Below are 18,198 nucleotides of genomic sequence, written 5' to 3'. Positions count from 1 at the left end.
TGGGTCTTGTGGGAAGCCTCATACCGCTGCCGCGACCTTCTCCCCGGTGGGGAGAAGAAGCGAGCAGCATCCGCTCGATCTATGTGCGACGTGGGCTCAAGCCGGCTCTTCCAACCGGATACTCAGGCTGCGCAACTCTTCGGTATGCGGGTGTTTCGTGCGGCCTTCGCGTAGATCGCCTGCATTCAGCTGCTCGACCATTTCACCATTCAGCATCACGCCCACCTGTGGGCACAGATGCGCGATAACAGCCAGATTGTGGCTGACAAGGATATAGGTGAGGTTGCGCGCCGCCCGCAGATCCTGCAACAGGTTCAGGATTTCCGCCTGCACTGAAACATCGAGCGCCGAAGTCGGCTCATCGAGCAGCAGAACCTGCGGATCGGCAATCAAAGCACGCGCAATCGCCACGCGCTGACGCTGGCCGCCGGAGAGCTGGTGGGGGTAACGGAAGCGCACCGCCTGCGGCAGGGCCACATCCGATAGCGCCTGCTGGATGCGTTTTTCGATATTGTCCATGCCGTGCACCAACGGCAATTCGCTGAGGATACGGTCGATAGTCTGGCGCGGATGCAACGAACCATAGGGGTCCTGAAACACCATCTGCACCTGCCGGAAGAATTCCGGCGTGCGCTTCAGCGGCGCATCCTTGCCGGCAAAGGCAATGCGGCCTTCCCAGCTTTCATTAAGGCCGGCCATGGCGCGCAAAATGGTGGACTTGCCCGAGCCGCTTTCGCCAACGATGCCGAAGCTGCCGCCCTTTTCGACCGAAAAGGACACGCCCTTCACCACTTCACGGTCGCCGAACTTGATACGGAGATTTTCGACGTCGATCATAGGCTGGACCACGCTGCATCACGGTTGAGAACGGGAAGACGCTCGCGCGGATGCGTCAGCGAGGGAATGCAGTTCAAGAGACCCTGCGTGTAAGGATGCTGTGCTTTCAGGAGTTCGGAAGCTTTCAGTTCCTCCATCACCCGGCCGGAATACATGACAGCCACGCGGTCGCAGAAATGCGAGACTAGCGGCAGGTCGTGGCTGATGAGGATGAGACCCATGCCGCGTTCCGATACCAGCTCCTCGATCAGCCGCAGGATTTCCGCCTGCACCGTGGCATCGAGAGCGCTTGTCGGTTCGTCGGCGATCAGAAGCTCTGGATCAGGCGCCAGCATCATGGCGATCATGACACGCTGGCCCATGCCGCCGGAAACCTCGTGAGCGTAGGACGAAGCGACCTGGCGCGGATTGCGGATCTTCACCTGATCGAGCAGAGCGATTGCCGCCTCCATGGCCGCACGCTTGCTGCCGCCCTTGTGGGCGCGCCAGGCTTCCGCGATCTGTGCACCCATGGTCTTGACCGGGTTCAGCGAATATTTCGGATCCTGAAGGATGAAACCTGCCCGTTTTCCTCGGATCTGGCGCATCTGCTTTTCACTGGCGGAAAGCACGTCGATACCGTCGAAGGAGAGCTTGTCGGCCCTGATATCAGCATTGGAGGGCAGAAGCTTCATCAGCGCGCGCGCCGTGAGGCTCTTGCCCGAACCGGATTCACCGACGATGCCGAGCTTTTCTGTTCCGAGCTTCATGGAAACACCGCGCACCGCCTCGAAGCGGCTGGTGCGGGTCTGGAACGCGATCTTCAGATTTTCGATTTCGACCAGCATGGCTCAATGTCCCTTCGGGTCGAGCACGTCGCGCAGACCATCGCCAAGGAAGTTGAAGGCGAGCGAGACGAGGAAAATGGCGATGCCCGGAATGGTGGCGACCCACCATTGTTCGAAGATGAAGCGCTTGGCCGTCGCAATCATCGCACCCCATTCCGGCGAAGGCGGCTGCGCGCCCATGCCGAGGAAGCCGAGGCTTGCGGCGGTGATGATGATCGAGCTCATGTCGAGCGTGATGCGCACGATGAGGCTCGGCACGCAGAGCGGCGCGATGTGACGGGCGATGATGCGCCAGGCGGAAGCGCCTGTCAGCCGGTAGGCCGCAACGAAATCGCTGCCGCGAACCGTCATGGTTTCGGCGCGAGCGAGACGCGCATAGGGCGGCCAGGCGGTGAGCGCGATGGCGAGAATGGCGCTTTCGACGCCAGGCTTCAGCGCCGCGACGAAGGCAAGCGCCAGGATGAGGCGCGGGAAGGCCAGGAACACATCGGTCACCCGCATCAACACCGTATCGACGATACCACCGAAATAACCGGCGATGCAGCCGATGGCGAGACCGATCGGCGCAACGAGAACAACGACGGCAATGACCATGCCAAGCGTGACGCGACCACCATAGAGAATGCGCGAAAGAATGTCGCGACCCAGCTCATCCGTGCCGAACCAGTGCTCGGCACTCGGGAAGGCAAGGCGGTTGCCGAGGTTCTGCGCGGCCGGATCGTAAGGCGCGATGAACGGCGCCAGCAGCGACAGCGCAATGAAGATGATGATGATCGTGAGACCGACCACCGCCAGCGGATTGGACTTGAGGTTCAGCCAGATGCGGTACCGGTTTCCCCAGGCAGCCTGCCTGCGGGAATGCGGCGTCTCATCCAGAGCCCAGTTTCTGAAAGTTGCTAACATCATCGAACGCGGGGATCCATTACTCGGTAAAGTACGTCTGCGAGCAGGTTGAGGCCGACATAGATCAGGCCGATCAACAGGGTCGCTCCGACGACAGGGTTCATGTCCGCGTTCATGAGCGAGACGGTGAGATATTGGCCAAGGCCCGGCCAGCTGAAGACGGTTTCCGTCACCACGGCACCTTCCAGAAGGCCGGCATAGGTGAGTGCGAGAACCGTGACGAGCTGTACGGCAACCGTCGGGAAGGCGTGCCCCCAGATAACGGTCATTGCCGAAAGCCCCTTGGCACGGGCGGTAATGACATATTCGCCCTTCAGCGCATCGATCATGAAGGCGCGTGTCATGCGGGTGATATAGGCCATGCTGAAATAGGCAAGGATGCAGACGGGCTGCACCATATGGGCGATGGCGTCGTAAAACGCGTCCCAGTCGCCGGCAAGCAGCGTATCGACCGTCATCAGGCCGGTGACCGGCGAGATCATGCCGTCATAGATGATGTCCTGCCTGCCCGGTCCGGGTGCGACGCCAAGCGTGGCGTAAAATACCAGCAGCGAAATCAGCGCCAGCATGAAGACGGGCACGGAATGGCCGGCAAGGCAGACGACGCGGATGATCTGATCCGTCAACTTGCCCTGCTTCACGGCGGCCCATACGCCGAGCGGAATGCCGATCAGCGCAGCGAGAATGAGTGCTGCCGTAGCAAGCTCGAAGGTGGCGGGGAAAACGCGCTTGATATCGATCCAAACCGGGTTGCGGGTCAGGATGGAATTGCCGAAATCACCGTGCAGCACCTGCGACACATAGTGGAAAAACTGAACGACCAGTGGCTGGTCCAGGCCCATTTCGGCCCGAACCCGCACAATGACGTCTTCAGGCGCGTTGTCGCCAACTGCCGCGATGACAGGATCGACAGGCATGACGCGCCCGATCAGGAAGGTGATGACCATCAACCCGAACAGCGTCAGAATGACGCTGCTCAGTGTCGACGATATGCTTTTGACGCGCTTGTTCAATGTTACGCTTTCTTAGCATCGTGGTAGGAATTGCCCTCGGAGAGAACGCCGAGTTCAAAGCCGGAAACGCCCTTGCGGAACGCGGCCGTCTTCGTCGTCTGGAACATGAAGACGAAGGGGCTGTTTTCCATGTGCTCGCGCTGCAGCGCTTCATAAAGCTCGATGCGCTTTGCCGGGTCCTTCTCGTCACGGGCGGCTTCTGCCTTCGCGGCAAAGTCGTCGTTCTTGAAGCGCGAACGCCACAGGAAGGGCTTGGACTTGGCGTCGTCGCCATTGTCCTTGTTGATGTTGAAGACATCGGCATTGGAATGCGGATCGAAGTAATCCGTGCCCCAGGCGGAAAGCGCCATCTGGTGTTCGCGGCCACGCATCTTGGTCAGAACCTGACGGTTCTCGGCAGATTGCAGACGCACCTTGATGCCGATATCGGCAAGATTTGCCTGGATGGCCTGCGCCAGATCCGGGTAAGGCTGGGCGGAATAGTGATCCATGGTGATTTCGAAACCGTCGGCAAGACCGGCTTCCGCCATCAGCGCCTTGGCCTTTTCGACATCTCGCTGGTACGGCGTGTCGTTAACGGCGCCGGGGAAACCTTCCGGCTCGAAGCTCTGGTGAACCTTGTGCGTCAGCGGCACAATGTTTTCCTGCATGCCCTTGTAGTCCAGCGCCCATTTGATGGCCTGCCAGACCTGTGGTTTGGCAAGGTTCTCATTGCCCTGATTGAGCGAGATCAGCACCAGCGAGGCGATGCTCTTGCGCTGCAACTCGATGTTGGCGTCGTTCTGGACGGTACGCAGCTGTTCCGAAGTCAGGTCGCGGGCAATGTCGATATCGCCTTTCTGCAACATCAGAAGCTGGGAAGACGGATCGGTGACATGGCGCAGGATGACGCGCTTGATGTTACCCTTGTAGGGGCCATTCGGGTTGACGGTGAGCGCTACGCTCTCGCTCGGCTTCCAGGCCTGCAACATGAAATCGCCGGAACCGGCGCTGTTTTTCTGCAGCCAGCCATTGCCGAGGTCTTCGCCCGAGGCATTTGCCAGCACGGCCTTCTTTTCAACGATCGCGCCGATATTGGCGGAGAGGCAATAGAGCAGGAACGAGATTGCGGTCGGCTTTGCCGTCGTCAGCTTCACCGTCTTTTCGTCGGCGGCAACGATGGTGGTTTCGGCATTGTCAGGCGTGAAGCCGAACTGGCCGATGATGAAGGCCGGGCTCTTGTTCATCTTGATGGCGCGCTGCAGAGAAAAGGCCACGTCTTCCGCGGTCACTTTCGCACCGCTCGAGAAGGTCGCATCGTCACCGATCACAAAGGTGAAAACCTTGCTTTCCGCATCGGCTTCCCAGGACTTCGCGATGACCGGATCGACCTTGGTGGAATCTTCACGGTTCGCCCGCACCAGCTTCTGGTACATGTTGGACATGATTTCACCGCCGACGGCTTCGAAACCCTCATGCGGATCAAGGCTCGTCATGTTGTCCAGCTGCTGCGCGACCACCAGAATATCCTTGGGTGTCGCAGCAAATGCCGGAATGTGCGCATAGGACAGGAACGGTACGGCAGCGCCGGCAATCAGCAGGTTGCGTCTTGAAATCATCGAAAATCCCCTTTCGGACCTTATTTTTCGGAAACGGTATGGGTTCGCCCCAATCCAGTCATTTTTTTTATGTTTTCCCGCGATTACCACGAGCAAACGAGGCGCGACCAATTCCAAATTTGGCAGAGCCTATGCACGGATTGCATTTGCTCCGACCTTGACCTTTCCTCTACCAATTCTCAAAAGTCTGACGACCGCGCGCCCGCGCCCCGCCCGTATCCAAAGGTGAATGACCATGACCGATGAAAAAACCGTACCCGTCTTCGACGGCCACAACGACGTGCTTCTGCGGTTATGGCGATCGGGCAATGCCTCTCCCGAAACGCTTCTCATCGAGGGTGATACGGTCGGCCACATCGACCTGCCGCGCGCCCGGAAGGGCGGGTTGGCCGGTGGCCTCTGCGCCATCTACGTCCCCTCGCCCAGCATGGAGAAGGACGCGAACGGCGACTTCACGACACCGGCTGAAGCGGACGCGCTGAAGGCGACGCTTGGCATGGCGGCCCTGCTGTTCCGCGCCGAGAAACAATCAGGCGGTGCGCTGAAAGTCTGCCGCACGGCCGCCGAGATCCGCAGCGCGATGGCAGAGGGCGCCTTTGCCTCCGTCTTCCATATCGAGGGCGCAGAAGCGATCGGCGCCGATCTGGATGCGCTGCATGTTCTCCACGAGGCTGGCCTTCGCACGCTCGGCCCGGTCTGGAGCCGCCCGAACATCTTCGCCTACGGCGTTCCCTTCCGCTTCCCGTCGACACCGGATATCGGCCCCGGCCTCACCGATGCCGGAAAACGGCTGGTAAAGACCTGCAACGAACTGAAGATCATGGTCGACCTGTCGCACATGAACGAACAGGGTTTCTGGGACATCGCGAAGATATCGGACGCACCGCTGGTGGCGTCCCATTCCAACACCTATGCGCTGTGCAACCACAGCCGCAACCTGACGGACCGCCAGCTGGACGCGATCCGCGACACAGGCGGTCTTGCCGGCATCAATTTCGGCGTTCTGTTCCTGCGCCAGGACGGCGTGAAGAACCCGGCTACCGATCTTGGCGAACTGGTCCGCCATGTCGACTATATCGTCAACCGCATCGGCATCGATCACGTCGCACTCGGCTCGGATTTCGACGGCACCACCATTCCAGCAGCCATGAAGGATGCGGCCGATCTGCAATTGCTGGTCAAAGCCCTGCGCAACGGCGGTTATGACGACGCCGCACTCGCCAAGATCTGCCATGGCAACTGGGTTCGCGTGCTGGAGAAAACGTGGGGCGCGTAACGCGCCCCGACTTTGGCATTCTCCCCGGACTTCCGTGCCGGAGACATGAAGCGGCAGGCCTCAGGCCTTTGCCGCTTTCTTTTTGCCCGTGGACCGAAACGCCAGCAGGCCTGCGACCAGGCCAGCAATGGCCCATTTGATCGGCAGTACATCCGCCGTCTCGCTACGGATCGGCAGAACGGTCACTGTTCCCGGACGCGATTCATATCCGGCCTGCCCGCCGGCCTTCGCATCAGCAATCTGCTGCGGCGAGACAACCCATTCGGCGCCCCGCATCTTGTCATAAGCCATGTAGCCGCCGCCCACCAAAAGAGCTGCGATCAGCGAAATTACTATTCTTGTAGGCATGTTCATTTTGCATTTCCTTCAATTGAAAGAAGCGTTTAATCACATCAAACATCGCCTCCAAGCAATCGGAACGTTTAATTCACGGAGTTTTTGATCTAAAATTTGAACATCGCTCTTTTTGGTTGCATTTTTCATTTTAACGGCGAAAATCTCGTTGGTTTGTCGCCAAACTTCACATCGACACGTCACGCATTTCTGCTAAGCAAATTTCCTCAACCGAAACGAATTAGCGACACAATCCTGTGGTTCGCCAACCAAGGGACTGGCGCTGGAAAAAGCAAATGGCAGACAAGAGCGAAATTATACAGACCGATATTACCGAATCCCCGGTTGAAAGCTTCTTTGCCAGAAACCGGCCCTATCTGACGGCCATCGCCATTACGCTCATCTTCGTGATGATGACGTTTGCGATTTACCGCCTCACATCCGAAGTGCGGTACGATGATGTGATCGCAGCTCTTCTGGACACTTCGCTTCCGGCCATTCTTCTTGCAATGGTCTTTACGGCGCTGAGCTTCCTGTCGCTGATTTTCTATGACGCCAACGCTATCGAATATGTCGGCAAAAAGGTGCGCTTCCCGTCCATGGCGGCCACCGCTTTTGCCGCTTACGCCATCGGCAACACTGCTGGATTTGGCCCGTTGAGCGGCGGCGCAATACGCTTTCGCGCCTATTCCAGGCTGGGACTTTCGCCGGGTGACATCGCCCGTGTCATCGCCTTCGTCACGCTGTCCTTCGGCCTGGGGCTTATGTCTGTCAGCGCCCTTTCGACCTTCATCGTCGCACCACGCATCGCCGCCATCATCGGTCTCGACCCGACTGTTCTAAGGGGCGGAGCGCTCGCCGTCATTGCCGTTCTCGTTACCACCGCCTATATCGGCCGCAACGGCAAGGCGATCCGGCTCGGCAAATGGCGACTGCGCCTTCCCGACAGCCGCACCTCCTCGCGCCAGTTCCTCGTCTCCGCCTTTGATATCGCCGCCTCCGCCTCCGTGCTTTATGTGCTCCTGCCCGAGACGCATCTCGGCTGGCCGACATTCTTCGCGATCTATGCCACCGCCGTTGGCCTTGGCGTTCTCAGCCACGTTCCCGCCGGTCTCGGTGTGTTCGAAACGGTTATGGTAGCCGGGCTCGGCAACGCGATCAGCGTCGATCAGCTGCTCGGAAGCCTCGTTCTTTATCGCGTCATCTATCACGTCCTGCCGCTGGTTGTTGCCATTCTGGTAATGATCGTTTCCGAAATGAAGCAGTTCGCGGCCAAGCCGGTGGTCTCCGATATCAGCCAGCTTGCCGTGCGGCTGGCGCCACCGCTGCTCTCCACCTTCGCGATCATTCTCGGCACCATGCTGATCTTTTCGAGCGTGACGCCGACGCCCGGCAGCAATCTGGATTTCCTGTCGAATTTCGTGCCACTGCCGATCATCGAGGCGGCGCACTTTCTGACGAGTATTCTCGGCCTTGGACTCGTTGTCGCCTCCCGCGGCCTCGGGCAGCGGCTGGATGGGGCGTGGTGGATTGCCCTTGTCGCCGCATCGCTGGCGCTCATCCTGTCGCTGGTGAAGGCGATTGCCGTTTTCGAGGCAATCTTCCTCGGCATCTTCATCGCGGCGCTAGCCCTCAATATGCGCAGCTTCAACCGTCACGCCTCGCTGGTCAAACAGGCGCTGGGACCGAGCTGGCTCGCCGCTATGGCCGTCATCATCGCTGGCGCGGCAACGATCCTTCTGTTCGTCTACCGCGACACCGATTACAGCCACACATTGTGGTGGGAATTCGAGTTCTCTGAGGAAGCACCGCGCGGTCTGCGCGCCCTTCTCGGCCTGGTGCTTGCTTCCTCCACCATTGCAATTTTCAGCCTGATGCGGCCGGTCACTTTCAAGCCGGATTCCATCCAGCCGGAAGACGTTGAACGTGCAACCGACATCGTCATGCAGCAGGATTCGGCCGATGCCAATCTGGTGCGCATGGGCGACAAGCATGTGATGTTCTCGGAAAGCGGCAGCGCCTTCATCATGTACGGCATTCAGGGCCGGTCATGGATAGCCTTCGCCGATCCCGTCGGCAACGAGGAGGATTTTCCCGATCTGGTCTGGCAATTCGTGGAATCCGCCCGTTCGGCGGGTGCGCGCGCCGCATTCTACCAGATTTCGCCCTTCCTCCTGTCCCATTGCGCCGATGCGGGCCTGCGTGCCTTCAAGCTTGGCGAACTGGCGCTGGTCGATCTTACCGCATTCGAATTGAAGGGCGGCAAGCTCGCAACCCTTCGCCAGTCACTGAGCCGCGGCGCCCGCGACGGGCTGACCTTCGAAGTTGTCGAGCAATCGCATGTTGCCGATATTCTGGATGATCTCAAGCAGGTCTCGGATGGCTGGCTCACCCACCATAATACAAGGGAAAAGCGATTTTCTCTCGGTGCGTTCGAGCCCAACTACATTCTCTCCCAGCCCGTCGCCGTGCTGCGCAAGGATGGCAAGATCACCGCCTTCGCCAATCTGATGGTGACGGACACCAAAAAGGAAGCCACCGTCGATCTCATGCGCTTTTCACCGGACGCACCGCGCGGCTCGATGGATTTCCTTTTCGTCAGCATCATGCAGCACCTGCGCGAGGCGGGATATGAGAGCTTCAATCTCGGCATGGCACCCATGTCCGGCATGTCGAAGCGCGATGCGGCACCGGTCTGGGACCGCATTGGCAGCACGCTTTTCGAACATGGCGAACGTTTCTACAACTTTAAGGGCCTTCGTGCGTTCAAGACGAAGTTCCACCCGAAATGGGAACCGCGTTACCTCGCCGTACAAAATGGCGCAGACGCCGCTCTGGCGCTGATGGACGCGACGGTTCTGATCAGTGGCGGTGTCAGAGGAGTGATCGGAAAATGAGAAAATACAGCATGCTGAAGGCAGCCCTTGCCGCCTCCGCCCTGTTCCTCTCCCCATTGTTTGCTTCCAGCGCCGCCTTTTCGCAGGACAAACCAGCCTATGACACTGGCATGATCCCCGCCGAGCACATCATGGTGCCTGATGGCGAAATTCTCGCCAGCGTCTTCCTGATTTCCGATGCGGACGGATGGACCGGCACCGACGAAGAACGCGCCAAAGCACTGGTGGAAAAGGGTGCCGCGGTGGTCGGCATCGATTTCAAGGAATATCTGAAGGCACTCGAGGCCGATGATGACGAGTGTATCTATATGATCTCGGACATCGAGTCGCTGTCGCAGCAGATCCAGCGCACCGCCGGGACGGCCAGCTATCGCCAGCCTATCCTCACCGGCATCGGCAAGGGCGGAACGCTGGCGCTCGCCATGATCGCGCAAAGCCCGGTCTCCACCGTTCAGGAAGCCATCGCGGTCGACCCCAAGGCTGGCCTGCCGCTTGAGAAGATACTCTGCACCCCCGCCACCAAGGACAAGGTGGACGGTGAAACGGTTTATGGCCTGACCGATGGCCCGCTGCCAGCTCCTGTCAGCGTGCTGTTCACGCCCGATGCGGATCAGAAGGGCCGCGACCACGTTAACGCCCTGGTGAAGCTTCATCCCGATATCGAAGTGACTGATGTGACAGGCAAGGCGGATGAGATTTTGTCCCAGACCCTGTCCGACAAGGTCGATGCGGCGGGCGACACCAGCAGCCCGCTAGGCCTGCCGATCACGGTTCTCGAAACAAGCCCGGCGATGGACACCATGGCGGTGATCTATTCCGGTGACGGCGGCTGGCGCGATCTGGACGAGGAAGTCGGCGGCGCGCTGCAAAAGCAGGGGATACCTGTGATCGGTGTCGATGCCCTGCGTTACTTCTGGAAAGAAAAACAGCCGCAGGAAGTGGCCAATGACCTTGCGCGCATCATCGACACCTACCGCAAGGAATGGAAGGTTCGGAACGTCGTGCTGATCGGCTATTCCTTTGGCGCCGATATCATTCCCGCCACCTATAATCTCCTGCCCGAACGCGCGAAATCCCATGTCGTGCAGCTGACGCTGCTTGGACTTTCGACCGAAGTCGATTTCGAGATTTCCGTCCAGGGCTGGCTCGGCGTTGCCGGCGAAGGCAAGGGCGGCAAGACCATCGACGACATCGTTAAGATCGATCCGAAGCTGGTGCAATGCGTCTATGGCACGGAGGAAGAGGATGAAGACCCCTGCCCCGGCCTGAAGGCAAAGGGCGTGGAGACGGTCGGCATCGAAGGTGGCCACCATTTCGATGAGGACTATGAGGGGCTTGCCAAGCGCATCGTGACCTCCCTGAAAACCCGGCTACCGAAATAGGCTGTCGCAACCTCTGCGGCTTCGGGAGAATTCCCGAAGCCCATACTTCCATCAGAATTCAATCACCCGAAGCGCCGCCGGCAGGATGCCGGCTCCCCGACTTGCCGATCTCGGCTCGCAAACCTTCCTTGAAGGTTCCACGCATCACGGCCATACTTGCGGAATCGATTAAACTATTATTCAAAAGAAATATGCTGGAGGCGGATATCCATGGCATTTCCGCAACCATGCTTCTGTTGATTGCCAATCATAGATTTTATATTTCCCGACCGGTTCAGGGGCCGCCGCATGCTCGCACGAAAGACCAAAACTCCAGTTCTCGTGGAACGCATCGACCAGTTCGTCGGTCGGGTCAGGGAGGCGATGAAAAGCAGCGAGACGTTGCGAAACAAAAAAATCCGCGATCTTTGGGACGCAGAGGTCCGCTACCATTTCGACAATGGCCGCACGGAAAAGACGCTCGAACTTTACATCATGAAATATCGCTATGCCCTGAAGGCCGAATTTGGAGCTAAGAGCACCCCGCTTGCCATCTGCAACATGAAAAAGCTGCGGGAGCGGCTGAAGACCTATATAGAGCGGGCCGACTATCCGAAAACCGGCGTGGCGACTTCCATTGTCGAAAAGATCGAACGGGCGGAGTTCAACACCGCCGGCCGCAAGCCGACAGTGCTTTTGCGGATCGCGGATTTTATTGCAGCGATGAACGGCCTGGGCTCGAAAGAAGAGATGCAGGCCTTGTGGGACGCCGAAATCGCCGTCATGAAGGGCCGCGCCCAGACGACGATCATTTCCTACATCACCAAATATCGTAACGCCATCCGCGAAGCCTTCGGTGACGACCATCCGATGCTGAAGATCGCCACCGGCGATGCCGCAATGTATGACGAGGCACGCCGGGTGAAGATGGAGAAGATCGCCAACAAGCACGGCGCGCTAATCACATTCGAGAATTACCGGCAGGTGCTGAAGATCTGCGAGGATTGTCTCAAGTCCAGCGATCCGCTGATGATCGGCATCGGCCTGATCGGCATGACGGGACGCCGCCCCTATGAAGTCTTCACCCAGGCCGAGTTTTCACCCGCTCCCTATGGCAAGGGCGTTTCCAAATGGAGCATCCTGTTTAACGGCCAGGCCAAGACGAAGCAGGGCGAAGGAACGAAATTCGGGATTACCTACGAGATCCCGGTCCTTGCACGCTCCGCAACCATCCTGTCCGCCTACCAGCGCCTGCGCGAAAGCGGGCAGGGAAAATTGTGGCACGGCATGTCGATCGACGATTTTTCATCGGAAACTCGCCTGCTGCTTCGGGACACGGTTTTTAATCTGTTCGAGGATCTCTGGCCGAAGGAAGAACTGCCCAAGCCCTATGGCTTGCGGCACCTTTATGCGGAGGTGGCGTATCACAATTTCGCGCCGCCCCATGTCACCAAGAACAGCTATTTCGCGGCCATCCTCGGACACAACAATAACGACCTCGAAACCTCGCTGTCCTACATGACCTACACGCTGCCGGAAGATCGCGACGATGCATTGGCGCGAGCCAAACGCACGAATGAGCGCACATTGTTGCAGATGGCGACCATCGCCCCCGCCTCCCGCAAGAACCCGTAGCGGTACCCGGAACTGCACTAGAAAAAGCCTCTAATCCGGCCTTGCCTCAGGATAGCGCTGAACACGCTGCCAGCGGTATTTTCGCATGTCTGTCCCAACAGCCCGGACAAATGTGCCGCCCTCAGCTTTTGCCAAGTCTTCCCCCTTTGTCTGCCGGCGTGGTGTTGGCGTTGGCGCTTGGGGCCGCCTCTGCCTGCACGCGATCTGAACGCAGCCACGCACCAAACAATCAATATAAATCTCAACTAATTTAATAATACAAAATATTTACTCTAAATATTACTTTTAATTATACAGCTACGCGCAAGACTATACTGCAATTATCCGCTTCATAACTGGTTCACGCACAGATTTTGCCATAGTTTTTTCGGAGACACATGGTGCTGCCCGCATATACGACTTACGCTCTTTACAATCGTGATATGGAATTGTCGCTGAAACGCGTCGCGAACGACCCCGTCGTATCTCGCGACGCCAAATATTATGCGGATAATATCGGCAAGGTCAAAAACCTCGACGCGTTCCTGAAGGACTTCCGGCTCTATTCCTATGCCATGAAGGCACATGGACTGGAGGAAATGATCTATGCCACCGCCTTCATGAAGAAGGTGCTGGAAAGCAATCTCAACGATCCGAACAGCTTCGCCAACAAACTGAAGGATACGCGATACCGCGACTTCGCTGCCTCTTTCGATTTCGGCACGATCAAAGCGGAAAAATCGGTTCAGACAAAATCCCAGCAGGACCGGTTGATTGCCACCTATCATGCTACGATCGAACAGGAAGGCGCCGAATTAAAGGAAGAGACCCGTTTTTACAACATGGCCATCGAGAAGGTCGGGCATGTCGACGATATCTTCAAGAACACGCGGCTTCGGGATTATATCTTCAAATCCTTCGGCATCGACCCCGAGACCTTCAGCTACAAGCACGTCAAAAACGTTCTGACGAGCGATATCAGCAATGCCGATAGCTACATCAACAAGACCTACAAGTCATTGATACCGGAGTGGAAGGCGAAGGCGGCCGATCTGCGCATAGAACGTGCAGGCGTCGCGTCCACCGACAAACCGGCGCTCGCAAAGATCGACTACCTGATCAGCCAATATAACAAGCGTATCAACGATGCCAACAAACTGTTCGAGATGGCGGCCGCGTTTAATTTCCGGGACGACGGCCGCGTAGATGACGGCATGCCGGCGCAGACGGCTGCGCAGAGGCGACTGATTAACGAAACCTACGTTCTTTCAAATCCCCGCCTGACGCAGGCCGGAGCTGTTCTCAACCGCGAGTATTTCGCGGATAAGATGAAAACCATCACCGAGGCCAGCCAGATGACGCAGTTTGCGCGCCTGAGAACGATGCTCATCGTCAGCTTCAATCTGACCGACAATGATGAGACGGACAAGAAAATCGGCTGGGCCGTCTTGCAGGATCCGAATGATCCGCAAAGCCCAATCCACAAGGAGAAGGACAAAGGTCTTGTCGATCTGGCACGCGCCTTCAATTTCGGTGCGGATGGCAAGATCAAGACCGGCAAGGTCGCGCAGACCGCCGAACAGCTCAACACCATGATGAACCTCTACTTCAGCCGTTACGATGACAAGGACGAAGCAGCGGACGAAAAGGCAATCAAGAACTACCAGCGCTATATCGGCCTGACGAAAAATCTCGAGGATTTTCTGTCGAACGCGCAGGGCGCGGTCATCATTCGAAACTTCGCCCTGAAGGCCTTCGATATTACCGCTGAAGAAGCCTCGTCCTTCACGCTGAAACGGGTATTTACCAGCGATCTGTCAGACCCGAAAAGTTACGTTTATACTTTGAAAGACGAGCGTTTCGTGCGGCTGGCCAAGGCTTTCAACTTTGATGCCGAGGGCAAGATCGGCTCACCCCGGCTCGCCCAGTCGGAAAACGAGATCACCCGAATATCACGAAATTATCTGAAGGAAGTTACCCGTTGGGACAAGGACAAAAAGGTCAGGGAGAAAGGCGAAAAGGAGGTCACCTATTATCGCCAGAAAATGGAAACGATTGAAACCGTCGATCAATTGCTCTCCGACCGCCGCCTTCTCGATTTCATGCTGATTGCGCAGCGTATCGACCCCAAAACGGTCACCACCGACTACCTCAAGAAGATCTTCAAGTCCGACCTCAAGGACCCCAAAAGTTTCGCCAATACCGAAAAAGATGCCCGCTTCCGCGCACTTGCCGGCTCCTTCAATTTCGACGCCAAGGGGAATATCGTCGCGAAAGCCGGCCAGAGCGTGCAGAACACCCGCAGCCTCATGGAAACACGCGACAAATATGTTCGGCAGACGCTGGAACAGCGGGTGGGCGAAGAAAATTCCGGCGTTCGCCTTGCGCTCTATTTCAAGCGCATGGCTGCCAGCATTTCCAATCCCTACGACATACTCGCCGATAATGCGCTTGCGGAGTTCACCCGCACCGCCCTTGGAATTCCCGCAGAAACCGCAAACTCCAAGGTGGATGCGCAGGCAAAGATGATCGAGAAGAAGCTGAAGATAAAGGACCTGCAGAACCCCAAGAAGGTCGAAAAACTGGTCAATCGCTTTTTGCTGACATTCGAGGCGAACAACGCAACGTCGGATCCGCGTCTCGCTCTATTCGGCAGCGGCAGCACGTCCATCAGCGGCAATACACTCGCGACGTTGGGGCAACTCCGCAGCCGCCGCAGAGGTTAGACCATCCATAAGTGTTGGCCGCAGGTTTTGCCCTGCGGCCAACATCATCTTAGTCAAACCCGCCCGTCGCCTGAAGTGCGGTAGAGCAGGGTCAATACGGTCAAAGCCAGCCCGACCAGCGCGACCGAGCCGAAAATGTAGAAGTTCCACTCCGGAGCCAGGCCCCTTTGCAGCACGAGACCGCCGATCATCGGACCGGCGATGCCGCCCAGCCGCCCGACGGCCAGGGAAAAGCCAAGACCCGTACCGCGAATATGGACAGGATAAAGCCGCCCGACCAGAACGTTGGCAAGAATCTGGGTTCCAATCGTTCCCGCACCCGCAAGGGCAACGAAGAGATAGAGCAACGGCCCCTTGTTTACCGTCAATGCCCAGATCGAAGCCGCGCCAATGGCAAAGAGGACAGCCACAACCACTTTAACGTTACCCTTGTCGGCGAAACGCCCGCCGATGAGAATGCCAATTGCGGCTCCGACATTGAGCATGATGGAAAAACTGAGCGCCGAACTGATGTCGTAGCCCATCTTGTTCATGATGGTGGGCAGCCAGTTGACCATGCCGAAGGTCAGCAGAAGCGAGCAAAAGTGAATGCCCCAGGCATTCAGCGTCGAAAGCAGCCGGCCTTCCGAGAAGAGGGCGCCCACGCCGCCCTTTTGGATCTTGGCATGCGGCGTAATGCGTTGCAGGCCGTAAGTGTCGCAAATCCCGTCTGCCTCTGCCTGCCGGCCCTTGCTTGCCAGCCATTCCGGCGATTCCGGCAGGAACCGCATGAAGATCGGCAGAAGAATAAGCGGCAGGCCGCCGATCAGCATCAATGGCCGCCAGCCATAGCTCTCCAGAAGCAAAATACCCATAAGGCCGGAAATAATGCCGCCGATAAGATAACCGAGGAACGACAGGGAGTTTGCCTGTGCCCTGCGCTTGGGCGGCGAGAATTCCAGCACGAGCGCGGTAACCGTCGGCAGGAGCGCGCCAAGGCCGAGACCGGCGAAGAAGCGCGTGATTTCGAAAGCAAGAAAGTTCGGCGTCACGGCCGAGGCAATCATCATCGCTGAAAATCCGGCAAGGCTGATGAGAACGACCTTCCGGCGGCCGATACGGTCCGCCATGGTGCCGGCAAACAGCGCGCCGAGCAGCATGCCCACCAACGTCAAGGCGGCAGCGCGCCCGACCATGGCCGGATTGAGCGCCCATGCGCCTTCTTTCAGCAACGCCGGTGCGACCGCGCCGTAAACGACAAGATCGTAACCGTCGAACATGATCATCAGGCCGCATGTCGCGATGACGCCAGCCGGGTTCTTCGTCCGCACCGAGGCGGCGCTCATATAGTTCGTGGACATATTCCTCCCTTTCACGCATGAACGCGCCACCCGGAATGGATCGACGTCTTCCCGTTCCTGCGATTGCTCCCTGGGTGCCCGGCTTGCTCCACCCTGATGTGCGTCTCGCTCCTGTCAAGACACATATCGCCGGTATCACCCGCCTTCGATTAAATGTTTCGTTTGCAAAAATTGCAATTGAAATATTAACAATCGTCAACAGCCATTGCAGGCGTGGATTTCAGTCGCCTTCCAGCCCCGAAATCCTCGACAAAGTCGGCGTCCAGTTCAAAATACGAATGCGGTTATAGACGCCGTGAATGACAAAAGGGTCGGCGTCGCTAAAAGCCATGATGTCCTCGATACAGCGGGCTTCAGCAATGATGAGGGCCGCGGCAGACCCTCCGCTTTCCGCCTGCATCGGGCCGGATGCGAGAATTCTGAATCCTTCCGGAACGCCATCTTCGTTGCGTAAATGAGCCTTGTGGGCACTCATTTGCGCCAACCTTTGCTCAGCGGCAGCGGGATCACTTTCCGCAAAACGCACATAGAGCCGGGGACGATCGCTACCGCGGGTCATCGGGCGAGCACGAAATCGTGGTCCACCGACCAGAACCAGCCGTTGGCGAACCCAAGCTCCTGCGCCCTCTGCGCATCCTCCACGCGCTGAAAATCGGCCAGCAGGCTTTCCTTCACACCGAAAACTGCATCCGAACGAATGTAAGGATCATCAGGGTCGAAAATATGCGTGACGAGCGTGGTGAAGCCTTCTGCCGAAACGATGTAGTGCAGATGCGCTGGTCGGTAGGGATGACGCCCCATGGCCCGCAGAAGCTGCCCCACGGGGCCATCATCCGGTATCGGGTAATATTTCGGCTTCGCCGCCCGGAACCAGTAGCGTCCGTCCTCACCGGTGACGAATACGCCACGCAGGTTGAAATCGGGCTGAATGCCCTTCTGCTGCACGTCGTAGAAACCTTCGTCATTGGCCTGCCAGACGTCAATGCGGGCGCCTGCGACCGGCATTCCGTCGGTGTCGAGAATGCGGCCGGTTACCAGCATGTCCTCGCCCTTGCCGTCGAGGCAGATATTGGCGCCCATCGGCATCTCAGGCGCATCGGCCACATGAAAAGGCCCGAGAACGGTGGATTCCGACGCGCCGCTCGGCTTGCGGTGGTTGATCGCATCGACCAGCATGGAAACGCCGAGAATATCGGAAAACAGGATCCACTCCTGCCGCCATTCATTACAGATCTGGCCGACCTCGGTCAGAAAATGGATCGCCTTCATCCATTCCTCTTCAGTCGGCTCAATCTCTTTCACCGCCTCGTGAAGCTTGCGGGTGACGACCGACATGATCTCCTTGAGACGCGGATCGTCACAATCGCGCATACGGGCGATCACGGTTTCGGCCGAACGTTCCTCGACGAAATAGCCGTCGTCACCGGTCGTTTTCATGTCCATAATGTCCTCCTCCCATCATTGCTACTCCCT

At 58.0% G+C, this 18,198-nt stretch carries 14 protein-coding genes; 5 read left to right on the top strand and 9 right to left on the bottom strand.

The features are described from left to right. Nucleotides 1-96 precede the first annotated feature (96 nt). Genes AC1DCP_RS21470 through AC1DCP_RS21450 form a run of 5 tightly spaced genes read right to left on the bottom strand, consistent with a single transcriptional unit; the run spans nt 97 to nt 5,178 of the window. A complete protein-coding gene (locus AC1DCP_RS21470) occupies nt 97-837 on the bottom strand; it encodes an ABC transporter ATP-binding protein (RefSeq protein ID WP_003514115.1) in 741 nt (246 codons plus the stop codon). Beyond that, on the bottom strand, nt 834-1,664 hold the full coding sequence (locus AC1DCP_RS21465; RefSeq protein ID WP_003503986.1) for an ABC transporter ATP-binding protein: 831 nt from the start codon (nt 1,662-1,664) through the stop codon (nt 834-836). The genes AC1DCP_RS21470 and AC1DCP_RS21465 overlap by 4 nt, the downstream gene beginning before the upstream one ends. Before the next feature lie 3 nt (nt 1,665-1,667). Then, nucleotides 1,668-2,570: a nickel transporter permease gene (gene nikC / locus AC1DCP_RS21460; RefSeq protein ID WP_013636786.1), complete on the bottom strand. Its 903-nt coding sequence runs from the start codon at nt 2,568-2,570 to the stop codon at nt 1,668-1,670. Beyond that, the gene (locus AC1DCP_RS21455) at nt 2,567-3,580 is read right to left on the bottom strand and encodes an ABC transporter permease (RefSeq protein ID WP_003514118.1); all 1,014 of its coding nucleotides are present in this window, start codon (nt 3,578-3,580) and stop codon (nt 2,567-2,569) included. Before AC1DCP_RS21455 ends, nikC begins: the two co-directional genes overlap by 4 nt. Before the next feature lie 2 nt (nt 3,581-3,582). Continuing rightward, a complete protein-coding gene (locus AC1DCP_RS21450; RefSeq protein WP_003514121.1) occupies nt 3,583-5,178 on the bottom strand; it encodes an ABC transporter substrate-binding protein in 1,596 nt (531 codons plus the stop codon). 235 nt (nt 5,179-5,413) lie between these two features. Between AC1DCP_RS21450 and AC1DCP_RS21445 the strand changes: the two genes are divergently transcribed. After that, complete coding sequence (locus tag AC1DCP_RS21445) at nt 5,414-6,454, top strand: dipeptidase (RefSeq protein ID WP_065687537.1); 1,041 nt, start codon at nt 5,414-5,416, stop codon at nt 6,452-6,454. Nucleotides 6,455-6,514: 60 nt separating this feature from the next. Here the strand turns inward: AC1DCP_RS21445 and AC1DCP_RS21440 are convergent, their stop codons facing one another. Next, the gene (locus tag AC1DCP_RS21440) at nt 6,515-6,808 is read right to left on the bottom strand and encodes a hypothetical protein (RefSeq protein WP_003514125.1); all 294 of its coding nucleotides are present in this window, start codon (nt 6,806-6,808) and stop codon (nt 6,515-6,517) included. A 275-nt stretch (nt 6,809-7,083) separates the two neighbouring features. On the opposite strand from AC1DCP_RS21440, the gene mprF reads away from it, so the two are divergent. The 4 genes from mprF to AC1DCP_RS21420 all read left to right on the top strand — a co-directional run bounded on the left by mprF (nt 7,084) and on the right by AC1DCP_RS21420 (nt 15,385). Further along, nucleotides 7,084-9,684, top strand: a complete 2,601-nt coding sequence (gene mprF / locus AC1DCP_RS21435) for a bifunctional lysylphosphatidylglycerol flippase/synthetase MprF (protein WP_065687491.1) — start codon at nt 7,084-7,086, stop codon at nt 9,682-9,684. Between the two features lie 11 nt (nt 9,685-9,695). Further along, nucleotides 9,696-11,066: a virulence factor gene (locus AC1DCP_RS21430; protein WP_019565052.1), complete on the top strand. Its 1,371-nt coding sequence runs from the start codon at nt 9,696-9,698 to the stop codon at nt 11,064-11,066. Nucleotides 11,067-11,354: 288 nt separating this feature from the next. Beyond that, complete coding sequence (gene telA / locus AC1DCP_RS21425; RefSeq protein WP_065687490.1) at nt 11,355-12,680, top strand: telomere resolvase TelA; 1,326 nt, start codon at nt 11,355-11,357, stop codon at nt 12,678-12,680. A gap of 377 nt (nt 12,681-13,057) precedes the next feature. Continuing rightward, on the top strand, nt 13,058-15,385 hold the full coding sequence (locus AC1DCP_RS21420) for a DUF1217 domain-containing protein (RefSeq protein WP_476774616.1): 2,328 nt from the start codon (nt 13,058-13,060) through the stop codon (nt 15,383-15,385). A 53-nt stretch (nt 15,386-15,438) separates the two neighbouring features. Here AC1DCP_RS21420 and AC1DCP_RS21415 read toward each other — a convergent pair whose 3' ends face one another. From AC1DCP_RS21415 to graB, 3 genes are all read right to left on the bottom strand, one after another. After that, nucleotides 15,439-16,725, bottom strand: a complete 1,287-nt coding sequence (locus tag AC1DCP_RS21415; protein WP_065687488.1) for an MFS transporter — start codon at nt 16,723-16,725, stop codon at nt 15,439-15,441. A 220-nt stretch (nt 16,726-16,945) separates the two neighbouring features. Beyond that, the gene (locus tag AC1DCP_RS21410) at nt 16,946-17,284 is read right to left on the bottom strand and encodes a YciI family protein (RefSeq protein WP_065687487.1); all 339 of its coding nucleotides are present in this window, start codon (nt 17,282-17,284) and stop codon (nt 16,946-16,948) included. Then, a complete protein-coding gene (gene graB / locus AC1DCP_RS21405) occupies nt 17,281-18,168 on the bottom strand; it encodes a hydroxyquinol 1,2-dioxygenase (RefSeq protein ID WP_038492156.1) in 888 nt (295 codons plus the stop codon). The genes AC1DCP_RS21410 and graB overlap by 4 nt, the downstream gene beginning before the upstream one ends. Nucleotides 18,169-18,198 lie beyond the last annotated feature (30 nt).

This window comes from Agrobacterium sp. 10T429, assembly GCF_056393925.1.
Note: the sequence above shows the minus strand (reverse complement) of the source record. Positions and strands in the feature narration are given on the sequence as shown.

What these genes read in the sequence shown, in the direction of transcription:
- AC1DCP_RS21470 (WP_003514115.1), bottom strand. Translation starts at nt 837, where the DNA reads ATGATCGACGTCGAAAATCTCCGTATCAAGTTCGGCGACCGTGAAGTG.
- graB (WP_038492156.1), bottom strand. Translation starts at nt 18,168, where the DNA reads ATGGACATGAAAACGACCGGTGACGACGGCTATTTCGTCGAGGAACGT.
- AC1DCP_RS21440 (WP_003514125.1), bottom strand. Translation starts at nt 6,808, where the DNA reads ATGAACATGCCTACAAGAATAGTAATTTCGCTGATCGCAGCTCTTTTG.
- telA (WP_065687490.1), top strand. Translation starts at nt 11,355, where the DNA reads ATGCTCGCACGAAAGACCAAAACTCCAGTTCTCGTGGAACGCATCGAC.
- AC1DCP_RS21450 (WP_003514121.1), bottom strand. Translation starts at nt 5,178, where the DNA reads ATGATTTCAAGACGCAACCTGCTGATTGCCGGCGCTGCCGTACCGTTC.
- AC1DCP_RS21430 (WP_019565052.1), top strand. Translation starts at nt 9,696, where the DNA reads ATGCTGAAGGCAGCCCTTGCCGCCTCCGCCCTGTTCCTCTCCCCATTG.
- AC1DCP_RS21415 (WP_065687488.1), bottom strand. Translation starts at nt 16,725, where the DNA reads ATGTCCACGAACTATATGAGCGCCGCCTCGGTGCGGACGAAGAACCCG.
- mprF (WP_065687491.1), top strand. Translation starts at nt 7,084, where the DNA reads ATGGCAGACAAGAGCGAAATTATACAGACCGATATTACCGAATCCCCG.
- AC1DCP_RS21445 (WP_065687537.1), top strand. Translation starts at nt 5,414, where the DNA reads ATGACCGATGAAAAAACCGTACCCGTCTTCGACGGCCACAACGACGTG.
- nikC (WP_013636786.1), bottom strand. Translation starts at nt 2,570, where the DNA reads ATGATGTTAGCAACTTTCAGAAACTGGGCTCTGGATGAGACGCCGCAT.
- AC1DCP_RS21420 (WP_476774616.1), top strand. Translation starts at nt 13,058, where the DNA reads ATGGTGCTGCCCGCATATACGACTTACGCTCTTTACAATCGTGATATG.
- AC1DCP_RS21410 (WP_065687487.1), bottom strand. Translation starts at nt 17,284, where the DNA reads ATGACCCGCGGTAGCGATCGTCCCCGGCTCTATGTGCGTTTTGCGGAA.
- AC1DCP_RS21465 (WP_003503986.1), bottom strand. Translation starts at nt 1,664, where the DNA reads ATGCTGGTCGAAATCGAAAATCTGAAGATCGCGTTCCAGACCCGCACC.